Below are 15,223 nucleotides of genomic sequence, written 5' to 3' on the forward strand. Positions count from 1 at the left end.
GTTTATTCCTCCCAATCGATCGCGATCGTGTTGCCCGTGCGCTCCGACTCGAGCGCCGCGGTGAAGACAAGATGGCTGGCGGACGCCTCCTCGGGCGTCGCGCAGCGGAACGGCTGGCTCATCCCGTCGCGGCTGACCAACTCATCGCAGAAGGCTGCCCACATCTGCAGGATCGAATCGGAAAACCCGAATTCGAAAATGCCGCCCGTGATCGTCCCGTAAGCCGATTTGTAAGGCGCATCGACGACATGCCAGGCTTGAGCGCCCCCGGGCTCGTACGGCAGCGAGGCGACCTGCTTCGGATTTTTGGTCGTGAACTCGGCCGAAAAATCCGTCCCCTGGATGCGGATAAACCAGGTGTTGGCGTGACCGGGCGCGATGCGCTTGGTGGACAGCACCATCGGGAACCGTTGTCCTTCGGTCTCGACGTCGCAAGCGAGAATGGCGTTATCCCACGTCTCGCAGGGCACCATGCCGCCCTTGCCGTCCGGACGCTCCGGCACGATCTTCGACAGCAGGGCGCGCACGCTCTTCGGCTTCCAGCCGAAGCGAAGCGGGAGGTGCAGCACGTGCATGCCGAGATCGCCCATGCAGCCGTATTCGCCGTTGGTGGCGATGCGCCGCTTCCAGTTGATCGGCTTGTTCGGATCGAGGTCGCTCGAATGCCAGAAGCCGGCCTCCACCTCGATGATCCGGCCGAAACGGCCCTCGTTCACCCATTTTACGATCTGCTGCGCGCCGGGGTAAAACGGAAATTCCGACGAGCACCGCACGATGACGTCCGGGTGCTCCGCAAGCGCCTGCGCGATGGCTCTATTGGCTTCGCGGTCGATGCCGAACGGCTTCTCCCCGAGCAGATGCTTGCCGGAACGGATAATGTCGACGTAAATCTGCTGATGCAAGTTATGAGGCACGGCGCAGTAAACAGCGTCCACCTCGGGGTTCGCAAGCAGCTCGCGATAATCGCCGTACGCATGGACGACGCTCGGCACGTTGTCGACGAACCACGCGGCCGCCGCCGGATTGGCGTCGCAGACGGCGACGATGCGCGGCTCGAAGCCGACGTCCGTCAGATGGCACCACCGGGCGGCGGCGCTGGCGAACTCTTTGCCCATCAGGCCGCAGCCGATGACGCCGAAGCGAACGATGCGTTTGTCCTGCGCCATTATGCCCGGCCTCCCTTCAGGATCGCGAGCGCTTCATCCGCGGAAGCGCCCTGGTGCACGATCGCCATCAGCGCGGACGTCATGCCGGCCGGATTCGGATGCTGGATGACGTTGCGGCCGTATACGATGCCGGCGGCGCCCTGGTTCATGAGCTCCACGGTGCGTGCGACGATCTCTTCGTCGCTTGCGCGCCCGCCGCCGCGGACGAGAACGGGTACGCCGGAAGCGATCTCGATGACCCGGTGGTATTCGGACACGTCGTCGCACGGATCGGCCTTGATGACGTCCGCGCCGAGCTCGACCGCCTGACGAACGAGCGGCATGATCTTTTCAAGATCGCCGTCGACCATGTAGCCGCCCTTCGCTTCGTTCGGCAGCATGACGAGCGGCTCGACCATGAGCGGCATGCCGTAGCGCTCGCACTCGGCCTTCAGCGCGGTTACGTTGCGCACGCATTGATGGTGAAGCTCCGGCTGCTCCGGCAGCAGCAGCAAGTTGACGCACACGGCGACGGCGTCGAGACGTACGGCCTCTTCGATCGCGCCCGCGATCAGCTCGCTGAACAGAAAGCGCGGCAGGACGCTGCCGTAAATATTAGCCGCATCCGTGCGCAATACGAGCCCTGGCTTCTTGCCCGGCAGCGACTGCAGGCGGCGAGCCTGGCCGGTGCTGAGCTGCACGCAGTCGGGCCCTGCGAGGGCGATCGTGCGGACGGCCGCATCCATCTCCTCGATGCCCGCCAGAAACGTATTTTCGTTAAAAAAGCCGTGATCGATCGCGACGTCGAAGCACTTTCCCTGGGCGCTGAACATCCGGTTCAAGCGATACTTGTGCGACATTTCCGCATCTCCTCTGCATTGTCGATGTTATTTTGTAACATGAATTTATCATATTTAACACATTATCGCTACTATTAATTTTAAAACGAAACTATTTTTTCGTTTCGAACATGTTTTATCGCAAAAATAAGACCGCCCCAATCATGTCATGACATGTCGGGACGGCCTATCCAAGACCATACGGATCTATACGTTAAAAAAGACGCTTGCTTGCGGCTGGCCTTCACTTGTCCGAAGGCTTGCGGCGGCGCTTGTTCATGCGGGAGAAAATAATGAAGGCGGCGACGATCATGGCCATAAAGCCGACGCTGGACGCTGGCTCAGCCTCCATGCCCAGCAGCAAGCAGGCGTTGGTAACGATGCTTCTGACGAGCAGCGCGGTCACGATGAGCAGCACCGGGCGAACGAAGTTGTACTTCCTCAAGGGCGAACCTCCTAGACTGTTTAACATTCATTATATAGGTTCGACTGCCCATTCGCACGCTAAGTATCCGATTCGCCGAAAAAACGCTGCGCCCGCCTGGCGCCTCGCCGTTACGCCTCGCCGTCGGGACGCGCGATCCGCTCGTACAAGTAGTCCACGATATGCATCGCCTTCATGTCGCCGCCCCGGCCGTGCTTGTCGATGCCGAGCTTCATTTGCAGCAGGCAGCCGGGATTGCTGGTCAGCAGGTACTGCGCCTCCGTAGCGTTGGCGTGCTCCATCTTGTGTTCGAGAATCTGACCCGCCATCTCAGGCTGCGTGACGTTGTAAATGCCCGCCGAACCGCAGCAGCGGTCGGACTCCCGCATCTCGCAAAAGTGCGCCCCCGCCACCGACTTCATCAGCTTGCGCGGCGCGACGGAGCCCTTCATCACGTTGCGCAGGTGGCAGGAGTCCTGGTACGTGATCGTCGCCGAAGCCCCCCGTCGCGGCGACCGCCGCCGGCACCGCGCCTTCGGCAGCTGTTTCCTCAAATGCAGGCACGCGTCCCTTGTCGACCAGGATCGTGCTAATATCGACGACGCGCTTCGCGAACCATGCCGCGTCGGCCGCCCAGGACGCATCCTCGTGCAGCAGGTGGTCGTACTCGACGAGCAAGGCGCCGCAGCCGCCGGCATTGCTGACGATATAGTCGACGCCTGCATCCTTGAAGGCTTTGACATTGACCCGGGCCAGCTCGCGCGCCTGGTCCATCTCGCCGCTGTGCGCGTGGAGCGCGCCGCAGCAGCCCTGCGTCTTGGGGATGACGACGTCGAACCCCGCCTCGGACAGCAGCTTCACCGTGTTCACGTTCGTATCGGCGAACAGCACGTCCATGATGCAGCCCCTGAACAAAGCGACCGTCGCGATCCGCTCGCCCTTGGCCGGATAGCGCTCGCCGATCCGTTCGACGACGCCCTTGGACGCCGCTTCGGGCAAGATCTGCTCCATCTCCCGCATATGAGCGGGGAACAGCTTCATGACGCCCGTGCCGCGCGCGATTTTCTGCAGGCCAGACTTCTGGTACAGCCGGAGCGACTTGCCCAGCAGCTTCATCCGGTTCTGATGGGGGGAATACGCCGCGGAAAAACAGCTTGCGCGTCCCGCTCACGACCGCGCCGTGATGCGCGTGATCCTCGATCGCGTCGCGCGTCTGCTCGATGAGCTGGCCGTACTTGACGTCGGCCGGACAGACCGGCTCGCAGGCGCGGCAGCCGAGACAGTGGTTCATCTGGTCCTCGAACGCCTGGTCGGGCTCCATCACGCCGTCGACGACCGCCTTCATGAGCGCGATCCGGCCGCGCGGCGATTCGGGCTCGACGCCCGTCTCGCGGAAGGTCGGACAAGCCGGCAGGCAGAAGCCGCAGCGCATGCAGTTGGTCAGTTGATCGTAATCGAGCTTCTTGAGCATCGTGCGCGCGAGCGGGTTCGCATGCGCGATGTCGGGCTTGCCGAAGGTTTGATTACTCATGCTGCAGCACCACCCTTTTTCTCGTCTCCTTGGCGAACAGCTTGCCCGGGTTCAGCAGCCTGTTCGGATCGAACGCCTGCTTGATGCCCTTCATCATATCGAGGCCCGCCGAACCGACCTTCCATTCGAGATAAGGCGCCTTGACGATGCCCACGCCATGCTCCCCCCGTGATCGTGCCGCCCAGCTCGATGGACGCCTCGAAAATCTCTGCGAACGCCTGCTCGACCCGGTGCACCTCGTCATGGTCGCGCGCGTCCGTCGTCGCCGTCGGGTGCAAATTGCCGTCGCCGGCGTGGCCGAACGTCGCGATCGTGACGTTGTACTTGCGCGCGATCTCGTTGATGCGCAGCACCATGTCCGCGATCTTCGAGCGCGGCACGGTCGCGTCCTCGAGGATCGTCGTCGGACGCAGCCGCGCGAGCGCGGTGAACGCGCTGCGCCGGGCGGTCAGCAGCCGCTCCGCCTCCTCGCGGTCGGCGGCGACCTGTACCCGGTCCGCGCGCTCCGCGATGCAGATCTCCTCGATCAGGGCGATATCCCGCTCCACCGCTTCGGGATCGCCGTCCTGCTCGATGAGGAGGATCGCCTCCATGTCGAGCGGCAGTCCGAGCTTCGCGAAGTCGTCGACGACGCGGATCGTCGGATTGTCCATGAACTCGAGCGTCGCCGGTATGATCCGCGCCTCGATAATGCGCGATACGGTGCGCGCGGCGCCGTACAGGTCGCGATACATCGCGAGCATCGTCTTCTTGGCGCGCGGCGGCGGGACGAGCTTCAGCGTCGCTTCGGTGATGATGGCCAGCGTCCCCTCCGAGCCGACCAGCAGCTTGGTCAGGTCGTAGCCGGCCACGTCCTTCATCAGCTTGCCGCCCGTCCGGATGATCTCCCCGCTCGCGAGTACGGCTTCAAGGCCGATGACGTAATCCTTGGTCGTGCCGTACTTAAGGCCGCGCAGGCCGCCTGAGCACTCGGCGATGTTGCCGCCGATCGTCGAGATGCGCATGCTGCTCGGATCGGGCGGATAGAACAGCCCGAGCGACTCGATATGCGCGATGAACTCGGCCGTGATGAGGCCCGGCTGCACGGTCGCCGTCAGATTTTCGAGATCGACCTCGAGAATGCGGTTCATGCGGTGCATGACCATGACGACGCCGCCCTCCAGGGGAACCGTGCCGCCGCACAGGTTCGATCCCGAGCCCCTGCTGACCAGCGGCACGCGGTGTTCGGCAAGAACCTTCATGACGGCCGCTACTTCGGCGGTCGAGGCCGGATAGACGACGCCGTCGGGGAGCGCCTGCAGCATCGGCGTCCCGTCGTAGGAATGCGCGACGCGCGCTTCCATATCCTCTCTATAATAACGATCGCCCACAATAGCACGCAGTTTGGAACCAAACGCCGTTTCCGCCATGTATCGTTTCACTCCTAATTGTTCAGGTCATCTGATGACTTTAATTGTAACGGGAACGGACCGATTCGTAAATCCCCTTTTCCATGAAGGCCTGTGCGCACCGCTCGTTTCGCATCGACTGCCGCGATCCTTTCGCCGATCAAGCAGCGGTTATGCGACGGGTTCTGTGTATGGCCGGCCGAGTCTGGGTAATCTTAACTAAGAAGAATAAGGAGGGATCCCCATGATACGCAAAGACGGAGACGTCGAATCCTATACAGAAGCCTCGGCGCCCACGCCCGACGGTCAAGAGGACATCACGCCCACGGACATGGTGAGCGGCGCGGTGGAAGAAATGGTCGACTCGGTCGAGGAGACGTTCACGCATCACAAATCCGCCGAAGAACAAGAGAAATAAAAGCTGTCCCGGAAGTCGCGGCGCTCGTCGCGGCTTCTTTCGTACGTTTCCGGCGAACCGGGCCTTCGGCGCGGCCGATGCCCATCTACGATAGCTCTCTCCCCTCCTGCCGCTCCCGCGTCCGAGCCGCTTTGCTTTCTTGCGCCAAGACTTTTCGCGATAAATCATTTATGCTAATACCTATCAACGGCCTAAACCGCCGTCCGACGATATCGAACACGCAAGGAGCGCTGGACATGCGACCGACCAAGATCGAGACGCAAAAAGGACATGAGATCGTCTCGCGCCATATTCGTCAGCAGCTGGAGCGCGGGGGAGCTGGCGCCCGGACAGAAGCTGCCCTCGCTCGAAAAGCTCGCCGAAGCCTACGGCGTGGGACGCTCGACCATTCGGGAGGCGATCAGCGCGCTCAAGGCGATGGGCTGGCTGGACGTGCGGCACGGCGGGGGGAACGTACGTGGCGAAGTCGCTTCCCGGCGAATCCCCGCCCTCCCTCTTCGATCTGTCTCAAGGGGCCGAAGCGGTGATGGAGATTCTGGAGGTCCGCAAAATACTCGAGCGCGGGACGGCCGAGCTGGCAGCCTTGAAGCGGGGCGAAGACGACCTGGCGAGGCTGCGGGAGATTTTGTCGCGGATGGAGCGGGCGCTCCGGGAGGACGATGCCGAAGGCGGGGAGCGCGCCGATCTGGCGTTTCATCAAGCGATCGCGTCGGCCACGGGCAATCCGGTGCTGAATCAGCTGATGGATTCGATCTCCCAGCGGCTGTCCGAGACGATCGGCCGGACGCGGGAGCTGTGGTTCTATCAGGAGCAGGCCGAGGCTTCCCGGCTGCTGGAGGAGCATCGGGGCATCTACGACGCGATCGAGACGCGCGATGCCGCCCTGGCTTCGGAGCGGATCGGCCTGCATTTGTCCAAGGTGGAGAAGGTGCTGCGGAAGGCGCTCGACCGGAAGACGGAAGGCGCGGCGGCGCAAGCTTAGTTCAGGAGGAGGTACAATCATGGATTTGGGATTAAAAGGCAAGACCGCGATCGTCACGGGCGGGAGCAAGGGGATCGGACTTCATACGGCGCTGCTGCTGGCCGAGGAAGGCGCGAACGTCGTCATCGTCGCCCGCGGGGCCGACGAGCTGGAGAAGGCCGAAGCGCTCATCAAGGAGAAAACGGGGCATGAGCCGCTCGCGATCGTCGCCGACGTGACGAGCGACAGCGACGTGGAATACGCCGTCGTCAAGACGGCGGAGCGGTTCGGCGGCATCGACATCCTTGTCAACAACGCGGGGACGTCGAACGCGGCGCCGTTCGAAAAGGTCGAGCCCGCCGTCTGGCGCGACGACCTGGACCTGAAGCTGTTCGGCGCGATCCGCTTCACGCAGTCGGCGCTGCCGTACTTGAAGCAGAGCGGCGCGGGCGCCATCGTCAACGTCACCGCCGCCTTCGCCAAGACGCCCGGCCCATCCTCGCTCCCGACCTCCGTCAGCCGCGCAGCCGGCCTGGCGCTGACCAAGGCGCTGAGCCGAGATCTGGCGGCGGACGGCATCCGCGTCAATACCGTCTGCATCGGGCTCATCCGCAGCGGCCAGATCGAAGCCAAGTGGCGACGCGAAGCGCCGGACGTGTCATGGGAGCAGTACGCGCGCGACCCGAAGCACGGGATCCCGCTCGGCCGCATCGGCGATACCGACGAAGCGGCCCGCGTCATCGCGTTCCTCGTATCCGGCGCGGCCTCGTACGTGTCGGGCACCTCGGTCAACATCGACGGCGGAGCTGCGCCGGCGCTGTAACTAATGGAGCGGCACGCCGCCTTCCCGGAATTTGATCGGGCAGGAGTGCGGCGTGCCGCTATTTTTTGTTTGCCGGAATATGACGATGCCCTGCCCGTCCGTATCAGAGAAGGGACAAAGGATGCCCGGTTTGCTGTTCGAGCTGCGCCCGTCTGCTGTCCGCTCCGCCGCTAGACAACCTCCCGCGCGTCGTTGTCCGGCAGCGGCGGGTGCGGCGCGTGCGGCTCGGACTGGTACCAGAACGCGGTGGACGCGATGTCGCTCTGCTGCGGCAAATAGCGATGGCCGGATCGCCAGCCGAGATCTTGAATCGTCACCCGCAGGTCGCTGTCGAAGCGGATCGGATCCATGACGTGCCAACGGTACATGCCGAAGCGCTGCTGGCTGCGGTACAGGCCGTCGGGCTTAATGACCTGGTGCATGCCCAGATACGCGGTCGAATACGTCCGGTACGCGCCCGGCGGCTGCTCCCAATTCCACGCCCCGCCGAAGTAATCCTCGGTCCCCGTGCCGCAGATCGTCGGGTGCTCTTTGTCCCCGTCCATGTAGAACTTCATCTCGCCCTCGCCCCACCAGCCCGTATTGTTCACCTGCCAGGCCAAGTAGACGCCGACGTAATGGCCTTTTCCGCGGACGCCGTCCAATATCGTATGCACGTCCTTGTAGGCCACCGGATTGCTGCGCCGCCATTGCGCATGGAAGTAAGCCGCGTCGTCCGGCACCTCGGTGAGCGTATAATCGATCTGATAGTAAAGCACGGCTTTTTCCGGATTGCGGTTTTCCATCGTCATGCGCGCGGACCTGCGGAAGGGCATCTGCCAATAGCTGTTGAAGCCGCCCGCCGGGTTGACCGCGATCGGCAGCGAATTAACGTCCGCGCGCTCCTGCCATCCGTTGCAGAAAAAGTCGCACATCGGCACTTCGACGGAAGGCGCCTCCTCGTCGTCCCAGTACATGCGCAGGATCAAGTTGCGCCAGTGCTGCGGCACGCCCGTCATCCATATGTGCTGGATCGCGCCGGATCCTTCGATCTCGCCCATGACGAAGGTCGCGTTCGGCTCGATCTCGACGGAGGGCGACACCTTCCAGCCGACCCCGAGGTCGCGCGCGCAGTTCGCGCCCGTCCCTTCCGTCGCCATGCCCCCCTGTCCTTTGCCGCCGGTAAAGTTTTCGGCGCTGATCGAACGCGTCTTCGCGTCCGACAGCCTCGCCAGATTGCCGAGGCCCAGGTTCAGTCCATTAAAATCGTTCATTGCAGCCAGCTCCTTTTGCAACCTTAATCGCGCATTCCGTAGCCAGGATGGGCGTCCGGTCTTATAATTAAGCTTGCTATTCGCGGTCGCGCTTGCAGCAAAGATAATAGCAAATTGTTAAGGAAAGTTCCTTATTGCGGATTGTGATTGTTTATCCAATCTTGCTTTTTATCGAGGAGGAGCGACATGGCCGCGACACCGGATGCCGTGCGCGAGCTGCTGAGACAGATGTCTCCCAACGTGCGCCGGGCCTGGAACCATCGCGCGGTCGGCATGCAGCTCAAGCCGCGCATTATTTTCGACTACGAGCTGCTTTATCTGGAAAAAGGCGAGCTGCGGCTGCGGATCGAGGACCTTCTGCATACGCTCGTGCCCGGCGACATTCTGCTGCTGAAACCCGGCGTCGAGCACGAATTTATCGGCTCGTCGGGCGAATGCTGGATGCCGCATATTCACTTCGACGTCCTGGACGACGCGTCGTTCGAGGACGTCCCCGTCAACTTCAAGACGCGCGCCGAATGCTCCGAAGCCGAAGCCCGGCTCATTCGCCCCGATCACCTGGGGAGCGTGCTCGGGCTTCCCGACGTCATCCGCATCGGCGGCCACGGCGAGATCCATCGGCTGCTGATGAAGCTGATCCACGCTTACGACCGGAGAGACGCTGCGTTTATCGTGCTGCAAAAATCGCTTGTCCTGCACATCCTGCACCTGCTGCTCACGGGACTGGAAGCTCAGCACAAGGCGCACTTAAGCCTGCACGAAAAAACGTTGGAGCAGGCCGTCAACTTCATCGTCGACCATTACAACCGGACGGTCAGCCTGGAGGAGCTGTCCAAGCTGGCCTGCCTCAGCGTGTTCCACTTTTCGCGCCTATTCAAAGAGAAGTTCGGGTTGTCGCCGCATCAATTCCAGATTCGGCAACGGATGGAGAAGGCGAAGGGCTTCATGATCTACGGGCGTCGCTCGCTGACCGCGATCGCGGAGGAGGTCGGCTACGGGAGCGTGTACGCGTTCAGCAAAGCTTTCAAGCAGGCGGAGGGCATGTCGCCTCGGCAGTACATTCGCGCTTATTTGGGAGAATGAGGGGCGATGGACGGCCTGGACGGCGGCTGGTCGGCGGGGCGAAGTGGTCTTGGTTAGGACTTTTTGCGGGACGGCGGCTGGTCGGCGGGGCGAAGTGGTCTTGGTTAGGACTTTTTGCGGAGCGGCGGCTGGTCGGCTGGGCGAAGTCGTCTTGGTTAGGACTTCTTGCGGGACGGCGGCTGGTCGGCTGGGCGAAGTGGTCTTGGTTAGGACTTTTTTGCGGAGCGGCGGCTGGTCGGCGGGGCGAAGTGGTCTTGGTTAGGACTTTTTGCGGAGCGGTGGCTGGTCGGCTGGGCGAAGTCGTCTTGGTTCAGGACTTTTTGCGGGGCGACGGCTGGTCTGCGGGGCGAAGTGGTCTTGGTTCAGGACATCTTACGGCTTGACGACTCAAAAAAAGGCTCCGCCGCCGGCTTGGGCAGCGGAGCAGTCTCCTTCAAGGTCTGCCGTTGATGAGACGCAGCAGCGTCTTGCGGCCCGGACGGATCTCGTCCGCTTCGCGCAACGACCGCGCGACCAGCTCGGCGCCGATGCCGAGCGCCTCCGGCAACGCGGGCCCGCCCGCGATTCGCAGCAGCTCACGAATGCGCGACGCGTCGGGGAGCTCGCCGAGCCAGCCGGCAATCTCCGGCAGCCTGTCGCCGAGTCGCAGGGCAAGCGCAGCGGCTGGACCCGAAGCCTGCGGCTCCGCTGCTTGTCCCAGCCAGATGCGATAATGCTCGGCGATAACGGCGCAAGCCGCACCTACCTTGGCCCCGTGGAGCACCTGCCGCCGTCCGGTCCGCAGCAGCTCCATTTCCCAGTAATGCGACAAATGATGCTCGGCGCCCGAGGCGGAATGGGACTGGCCGAAGATGAGCATCGCGAGACCCGACACGATCAGCGCGCGCGTCAGCGTCTCGATGCCCGCCGGCGTCCGGTCGCCGATCGCTTCGACGTTCGCGACGCACTCCGCAAGCGCCATGGCGGTTAGCTTGGCGACATACGGATCGTAGTCCTCGCCGCCGATGGCGTGCCCGACCTTCCAGTCGAACAAGGACGTGTACTTGCCGAGCATGTCGCCGAAGCCGGCTGCGACCATCGCGCCCGGCGCCTGCGTCAGAATGTCCGTATCCGCGAAAATCGCAGAAGGGCCGATCGCCGGGACCGTTATCTTGTCGCCGCGAATAAGCAGCGGCGCCCCCCTTCGAGGTGAAGCCGTCGACAGACGGCGCCGTCGGCACCGAGACGAACGGCAGGCCCGACGTATATGCCGCATATCGCGCGATGTCGTGCAGGGTGCCCGCGCCGACCGCTACGGCGACGTCCGCTCCATGCTTCTGGATGTCCAGCAGCGTTTGCACGACCGATGCCTCGTCCGCCACGACGTCGCCCGCAGCGTTCGGTTTCACGAGCGTCGTCACGGCGACGATTCCCAGCCCGCGGAGCGTATCGGCCAGCGCGTCGCCGTTCGCCGCAGCCATCGTGATCGGATCGCCGACCAGCAGCGCGCGACGATGGCCCTTTTCCTTCAGGTAAACCGGCAGTCGCGCGGCAGCGCCCGGCGTCAGGACGATCTCGTCCGGAAATGCGACTTCGGACAGTCGAATGCCTCTCGCCTCCGCCCCCTGCCGGACGAATGCGACGATATCGGTATGTTGGTTCAAGGTGTCGATTCTCCTCCTCTAAATGCCTCGCACTTCCTCCACCTAGTAAACGCCTATTCGCGTCCCGGCGCAAGGGCGAGTTTGTCTCAGAGCCGACCGACATCCATGCTGGTCAGCGTCGTTATCTATTATACGTTCGTCAGCCTTCAGTACAGCAAAGATATCGAGGCCGAGATGGCCTCCTCGCAAAACCTGCGCACGGTATTCATGGGTTCGTCGGTCGTGCTGGCCTTGTTCGCAGCCGTATTCATCGGCTACTCCAACGCCTTCTTCACGCGCAACCGCAAAAAGGAAATCGGGCTGTACGCGCTGCTCGGCGTACGGCGCAAAACGATCGGACAAATGCTGCTCTATGAAAATCTGATCCTGGGCGCCGTCGTGTGGGCCGCAGGCATCGGCCTCGGCACGCTGCTGTCCAAGCTGTTCGGCATGATTCTGGTCCGGCCGCTTGGCACGGGCGCGACGACGGCAGTCGGCTTCGGACTCTCGCTCGAAGCGGCGGCGAACACGATTGCCGTGTTCGCGATTATCGTCCTGGCAACCTCACTTTACAGCTACAGGCTCATCTACAAGTTCTCGCTGATCGTGCTGTTCAGGGCGGATAAAAAAAGGAGAAGCCGCGCCGCGCGTCTCGGTCTTGGCTGCGATCGCTGCCGCGCTGCTGATCGCGGCGGGCTACGTCGCGGCGCTTAAGGAGATTCGCACCACGGAGCATTTCGCGCTGAACATGGACATCGCCCTGGTCTGCATTCTGCTTGGGACGTGGCTGCTGTTCCGAGCGGCCGTGCCGGCGCTGCTCGCCGCCTGGCGCAGGAACAAATCCCGCTATTACAGGGGCACCGCCATGATCGGGGTATCTCAACTGCTGTTTCGCGTGCGCGGTCATGTCCGCACTTTTTCGATGATCGCGCTGCTGAGCGGCATCACCCTTGGCAAAGCGTACGCAGGAAGAGTCCGGGCTGTTTCTATTCATCGTCGGCTTCCTCGGGCTCGTCTTCCTCGCAGCTACGGGCAGCATGATTTACTCCAAGCAGATGACGGAAGCGCACGCGGACGTCGGGCGGTACGCGGTGCTGCGCAAGCTCGGCGTCAGCCGCCGGGAGCTGCGGCGGACGATCGCCTGGCAGACGCTGTTCGTCTTCGTCCTGCCGCTCGCGGTCGGCACCGCTCATGGCTACGTGATCATGAAGGTATTCACGGCCGGACTCGTGGGCATGAACTTCACGATCCCGATCCTGCTGTCGATGGGCGCGTATATCGTCGTGTACTTCGTCTATTATGCGGTATGCGTCTATTCGAACGACCGGATTATGAATCCGGCGTGACGGATGATCGCCGGTGCAGAGCAGACCTCGCGGTCTCTGCTTTTTGCCGCGGATATGCGCGGGACGGACCTAGAGTATCTGCTCCTACAAACGCTTCAGCTCGCCCGGACCGACCGGGATGGCCTCCCCGCCGGCCGCGATCCATACCTCGAGCGCGGAAGGATTGTGCACGACCGTGCAATCCGCGGAAAAACGCAAGCGGTCGATCGCCTGCTTGTAGGCGACGATCTCGGCGTTCGTCGCCTTCCACACGTCATCCGCGCCGGCGAGCATCTCGCCGACGGCATCGACGAGTTGCCAGTTGTCGTCCGAATCGAATTCGTAGCTGTGCCCCCATATGTAGAGCAACGACATTCTGCCGAAGCGGTCCTGGTAGCCCAGGAAGTCTTCGGTGCGCTCGACCATCTGCTTGTGATGGCAGGTCGGATGCCAACGCAGGAAGTCCGCGGGCAGCTCGAAGCCGCCGTGACTCTGGATCGTGCGGGCGTATTCGATGCCGAACGCGGGCAGCGCCGCGACGACCCGATCGTCGTACGTGCCGAAGGGATAGCTCATGCCGCGTACGGGGTACCCCGTCAAGCGTTCGAGCGCCTGGCGGTCCGCCCAGATCTCGCCGGCCAGCGCATCGGTCGGGAACAAGTCCAGGAACGGATGGTTGATCGTATGCGCCGACACCTCGTGCCCCGCGAACAACCCGGCGAGTTCGCCGGCATCGATGTATCCTTCCTGGCCCAGCTTGCCTGAATTAAGGTGAAACGTCCCCTTGAGGCCATAGCGGTTCATCGTCTCGACCAGCCTGCGGTCCTGCGTCCTGCCGTCGTCGAAGCTGAACGTGACCGCTTTGCGCCGGCCGCCCGGATAACACTTGAATTGAATGCTCACGCGTTCGATCTCTCCTCTGCGCCATTAGCCTCGTTAAGCTTTAATCCTTTACCGCCTTAATATATAAGCGCATGAATTGGCGTGTCAATGCCATGCCGGACTCATCATTCCGGGCTAAGGCGCATGTCGCCTGGCTTCAGCCGCCCGCGAGCAAGCGGCCGATCTGCTCCTCCGCGAACAGTTCGCTCAAGGCGAACGAGATGCACGGCAGCTTTTCCGATACGACGCGGTCCTCGCCCTCGAACAGCGCGATCAGCGTCAGACGGTCGCCTTCCTGTTCATAACGCTCCAACGTTCGGGCTACCGGATCGAGAATCCAGTACTCCTGCACGCCGTGCCTCCCGTAGATGTCCAGCTTGCGCACCTTGTCCCTGTGCCTCGAACCTGGCGACAATACCTCCACGACGAGATCGGGCGCGCCTTCGATGCCGCGCATCGTCATGATATCGGTCCGGCTCCGGTGGATGAAGATGACGTCCGGCTGCGCGACATTTCTCGGGCTTAAGATGACATCGAGGGGGGCAAGCAAAATAAAATACGCCGAGCTGCAACTCTGCGTGATTAGATGCAGCTTGCCGCCCAGCATCTGATGCACGAGCGACGGACCCGACATCAGTTCGAGCGCCCCGTCCAGCACCTCGTACCGCTGCCCGTCCTCCGGCAGCTCCGCATAGATGTCGTACGTCACGCGCTTCTCTCTGATCGCCGCTTCCCATTCCTTTTTTTTTATCCATGGCAAGCATCCTCCCTTTAGCAAAAAAAGCCCCGTCAAAGCGACACATGACGTGTTCGGCTCTGACGGGGCGCTTCCCCGCGTTCATTTCTGTACTCATTATGGACAAGACTGGATAATCTGTCAACGGAGTTTTAAGTCGGTTATCCGGCGGCGCTTGTCAGCGCTGAATCGGTTCGATCACGTAGACGCTGCGTTCTTCGCCCGAGGCCTCCGCCGCCTTTTCCTCTTCCTCGCGAACGCGCCAGCCGAAAGACAATACGGATGCCAGGCGCGCCTTCTCGTCGGGAATCAGCGAAGCGCGGACAGCCTCGGCTCCCGCCTCCAACAGCAACTCCGGCTCAAGGCCGAGCGCGACCCGAATCCAGCTGTGAATGCCGCGTACCGTGTTGTACTTGATCTCATAACCTTGCGTAACGGCTGCATCGAACGTCTCTGGCTCCTCCGCGGCGAATGCGGAGAGCGCCTCGTACTTGAACTGAAAGGGACTCTCGTCGATCGGCAGCTCACCCGAACGGACGCGCGCGATCAGCTCTTCGTTGCTCCATCCCAGCGACCTTAGCGATTCCACCAACAGGGCATCCCACTGAGACAGCTTCGCCTGATTCGTCGTGCTCATGTTCATCCGCTCCTTTAATGACATTCTGTGTGCTCAGCCAGCACGCTCGACACGCGCTGCAGCCGCGTTTTTCTCGCTTGCATGGTACACTTCCGCGCATCCCGCCGTTGTAACAGCGCATTTCTCGCTTACACCGCGTGGCTCGCGCTGCAGCAG

14 protein-coding genes and 4 pseudogenes are annotated in these 15,223 nt (G+C 62.4%); 7 read left to right on the top strand and 11 right to left on the bottom strand.

Going from position 1 to position 15,223, the window contains the following annotated elements:
* Positions 1 to 2: 2 nt before the first annotated feature.
* The 5 genes and pseudogenes from OMP38_RS09145 to OMP38_RS09165 all read right to left on the bottom strand — a co-directional run bounded on the left by OMP38_RS09145 (position 3) and on the right by OMP38_RS09165 (position 5,348).
* A complete protein-coding gene (locus OMP38_RS09145; RefSeq protein ID WP_277564799.1) occupies positions 3 to 1,166 on the bottom strand; it encodes a Gfo/Idh/MocA family protein in 1,164 nt (387 codons plus the stop codon).
* Positions 1,166 to 2,005 carry a class I fructose-bisphosphate aldolase gene (locus OMP38_RS09150; protein ID WP_277564800.1) on the bottom strand — a complete coding sequence of 280 codons (840 nt, stop codon included), beginning with the start codon at positions 2,003 to 2,005 and terminating at the stop codon, positions 1,166 to 1,168. The genes OMP38_RS09145 and OMP38_RS09150 overlap by 1 nt, the downstream gene beginning before the upstream one ends.
* Before the next feature lie 223 nt (positions 2,006 to 2,228).
* Positions 2,229 to 2,429: a hypothetical protein gene (locus tag OMP38_RS09155; protein WP_277564801.1), complete on the bottom strand. Its 201-nt coding sequence runs from the start codon at positions 2,427 to 2,429 to the stop codon at positions 2,229 to 2,231.
* A gap of 110 nt (positions 2,430 to 2,539) precedes the next feature.
* Positions 2,540 to 3,939: pseudogene (locus tag OMP38_RS09160) on the bottom strand ((Fe-S)-binding protein).
* Positions 3,932 to 5,348 (bottom strand): annotated as a pseudogene (locus OMP38_RS09165) (FAD-linked oxidase C-terminal domain-containing protein). Before OMP38_RS09165 ends, OMP38_RS09160 begins: the two co-directional pseudogenes overlap by 8 nt.
* Before the next feature lie 223 nt (positions 5,349 to 5,571).
* Here OMP38_RS09165 and OMP38_RS09170 point away from each other — a divergent pair.
* The 4 genes and pseudogenes from OMP38_RS09170 to OMP38_RS09185 all read left to right on the top strand — a co-directional run bounded on the left by OMP38_RS09170 (position 5,572) and on the right by OMP38_RS09185 (position 7,529).
* Complete coding sequence (locus OMP38_RS09170; protein ID WP_277564802.1) at positions 5,572 to 5,745, top strand: hypothetical protein; 174 nt, start codon at positions 5,572 to 5,574, stop codon at positions 5,743 to 5,745.
* A gap of 270 nt (positions 5,746 to 6,015) precedes the next feature.
* Positions 6,016 to 6,135 (top strand): annotated as a pseudogene (locus OMP38_RS09175) (GntR family transcriptional regulator); the annotation flags it as partial.
* Positions 6,136 to 6,202: 67 nt separating this feature from the next.
* Positions 6,203 to 6,727 carry a FadR/GntR family transcriptional regulator gene (locus OMP38_RS09180; RefSeq protein ID WP_277564803.1) on the top strand — a complete coding sequence of 175 codons (525 nt, stop codon included), beginning with the start codon at positions 6,203 to 6,205 and terminating at the stop codon, positions 6,725 to 6,727.
* Between the two features lie 19 nt (positions 6,728 to 6,746).
* Entirely contained in the window at positions 6,747 to 7,529 is a 783-nt protein-coding gene (locus OMP38_RS09185; RefSeq protein ID WP_277564804.1) for an SDR family oxidoreductase, read from the top strand.
* A gap of 170 nt (positions 7,530 to 7,699) precedes the next feature.
* Here OMP38_RS09185 and OMP38_RS09190 read toward each other — a convergent pair whose 3' ends face one another.
* Positions 7,700 to 8,782: a glycoside hydrolase family 172 protein gene (locus OMP38_RS09190; protein WP_277564805.1), complete on the bottom strand. Its 1,083-nt coding sequence runs from the start codon at positions 8,780 to 8,782 to the stop codon at positions 7,700 to 7,702.
* Between the two features lie 186 nt (positions 8,783 to 8,968).
* On the opposite strand from OMP38_RS09190, the gene OMP38_RS09195 reads away from it, so the two are divergent.
* Positions 8,969 to 9,865 carry a helix-turn-helix domain-containing protein gene (locus OMP38_RS09195; protein ID WP_277564806.1) on the top strand — a complete coding sequence of 299 codons (897 nt, stop codon included), beginning with the start codon at positions 8,969 to 8,971 and terminating at the stop codon, positions 9,863 to 9,865.
* Positions 9,866 to 10,298: 433 nt separating this feature from the next.
* On the opposite strand, the gene OMP38_RS09200 is transcribed toward OMP38_RS09195, so the two are convergent.
* Both OMP38_RS09200 and OMP38_RS09205 read right to left on the bottom strand, forming a co-directional pair.
* Positions 10,299 to 10,943 carry a dehydroquinate synthase/iron-containing alcohol dehydrogenase family protein gene (locus OMP38_RS09200; RefSeq protein ID WP_420869635.1) on the bottom strand — a complete coding sequence of 215 codons (645 nt, stop codon included), beginning with the start codon at positions 10,941 to 10,943 and terminating at the stop codon, positions 10,299 to 10,301.
* Between the two features lie 160 nt (positions 10,944 to 11,103).
* Positions 11,104 to 11,508: pseudogene (locus tag OMP38_RS09205) on the bottom strand (iron-containing alcohol dehydrogenase); the annotation flags it as partial.
* Positions 11,509 to 11,613: 105 nt separating this feature from the next.
* Here OMP38_RS09205 and OMP38_RS09210 point away from each other — a divergent pair.
* Both OMP38_RS09210 and OMP38_RS09215 read left to right on the top strand, forming a co-directional pair.
* On the top strand, positions 11,614 to 12,201 hold the full coding sequence (locus OMP38_RS09210) for an FtsX-like permease family protein (RefSeq protein WP_277565215.1): 588 nt from the start codon (positions 11,614 to 11,616) through the stop codon (positions 12,199 to 12,201).
* A 236-nt stretch (positions 12,202 to 12,437) separates the two neighbouring features.
* On the top strand, positions 12,438 to 12,833 hold the full coding sequence (locus tag OMP38_RS09215; RefSeq protein WP_277564808.1) for an ABC transporter permease: 396 nt from the start codon (positions 12,438 to 12,440) through the stop codon (positions 12,831 to 12,833).
* An 84-nt stretch (positions 12,834 to 12,917) separates the two neighbouring features.
* Here OMP38_RS09215 and OMP38_RS09220 read toward each other — a convergent pair whose 3' ends face one another.
* The 3 genes from OMP38_RS09220 to OMP38_RS09230 all read right to left on the bottom strand — a co-directional run bounded on the left by OMP38_RS09220 (position 12,918) and on the right by OMP38_RS09230 (position 15,067).
* Positions 12,918 to 13,715 carry a polysaccharide deacetylase family protein gene (locus tag OMP38_RS09220; RefSeq protein ID WP_338130446.1) on the bottom strand — a complete coding sequence of 266 codons (798 nt, stop codon included), beginning with the start codon at positions 13,713 to 13,715 and terminating at the stop codon, positions 12,918 to 12,920.
* 136 nt (positions 13,716 to 13,851) lie between these two features.
* The gene (locus OMP38_RS09225) at positions 13,852 to 14,454 is read right to left on the bottom strand and encodes a Uma2 family endonuclease (RefSeq protein ID WP_277564809.1); all 603 of its coding nucleotides are present in this window, start codon (positions 14,452 to 14,454) and stop codon (positions 13,852 to 13,854) included.
* 154 nt (positions 14,455 to 14,608) lie between these two features.
* Positions 14,609 to 15,067 (bottom strand): hypothetical protein, encoded by a 459-nt coding sequence (locus OMP38_RS09230; RefSeq protein ID WP_277564810.1) that lies wholly within the window; start codon positions 15,065 to 15,067, stop codon positions 14,609 to 14,611.
* Positions 15,068 to 15,223 lie beyond the last annotated feature (156 nt).

Origin of the sequence: Cohnella ginsengisoli (assembly GCF_029525555.1) — a bacterium.
Classification (GTDB): Bacteria; Bacillota; Bacilli; order Paenibacillales; family Paenibacillaceae; genus Cohnella; species Cohnella ginsengisoli.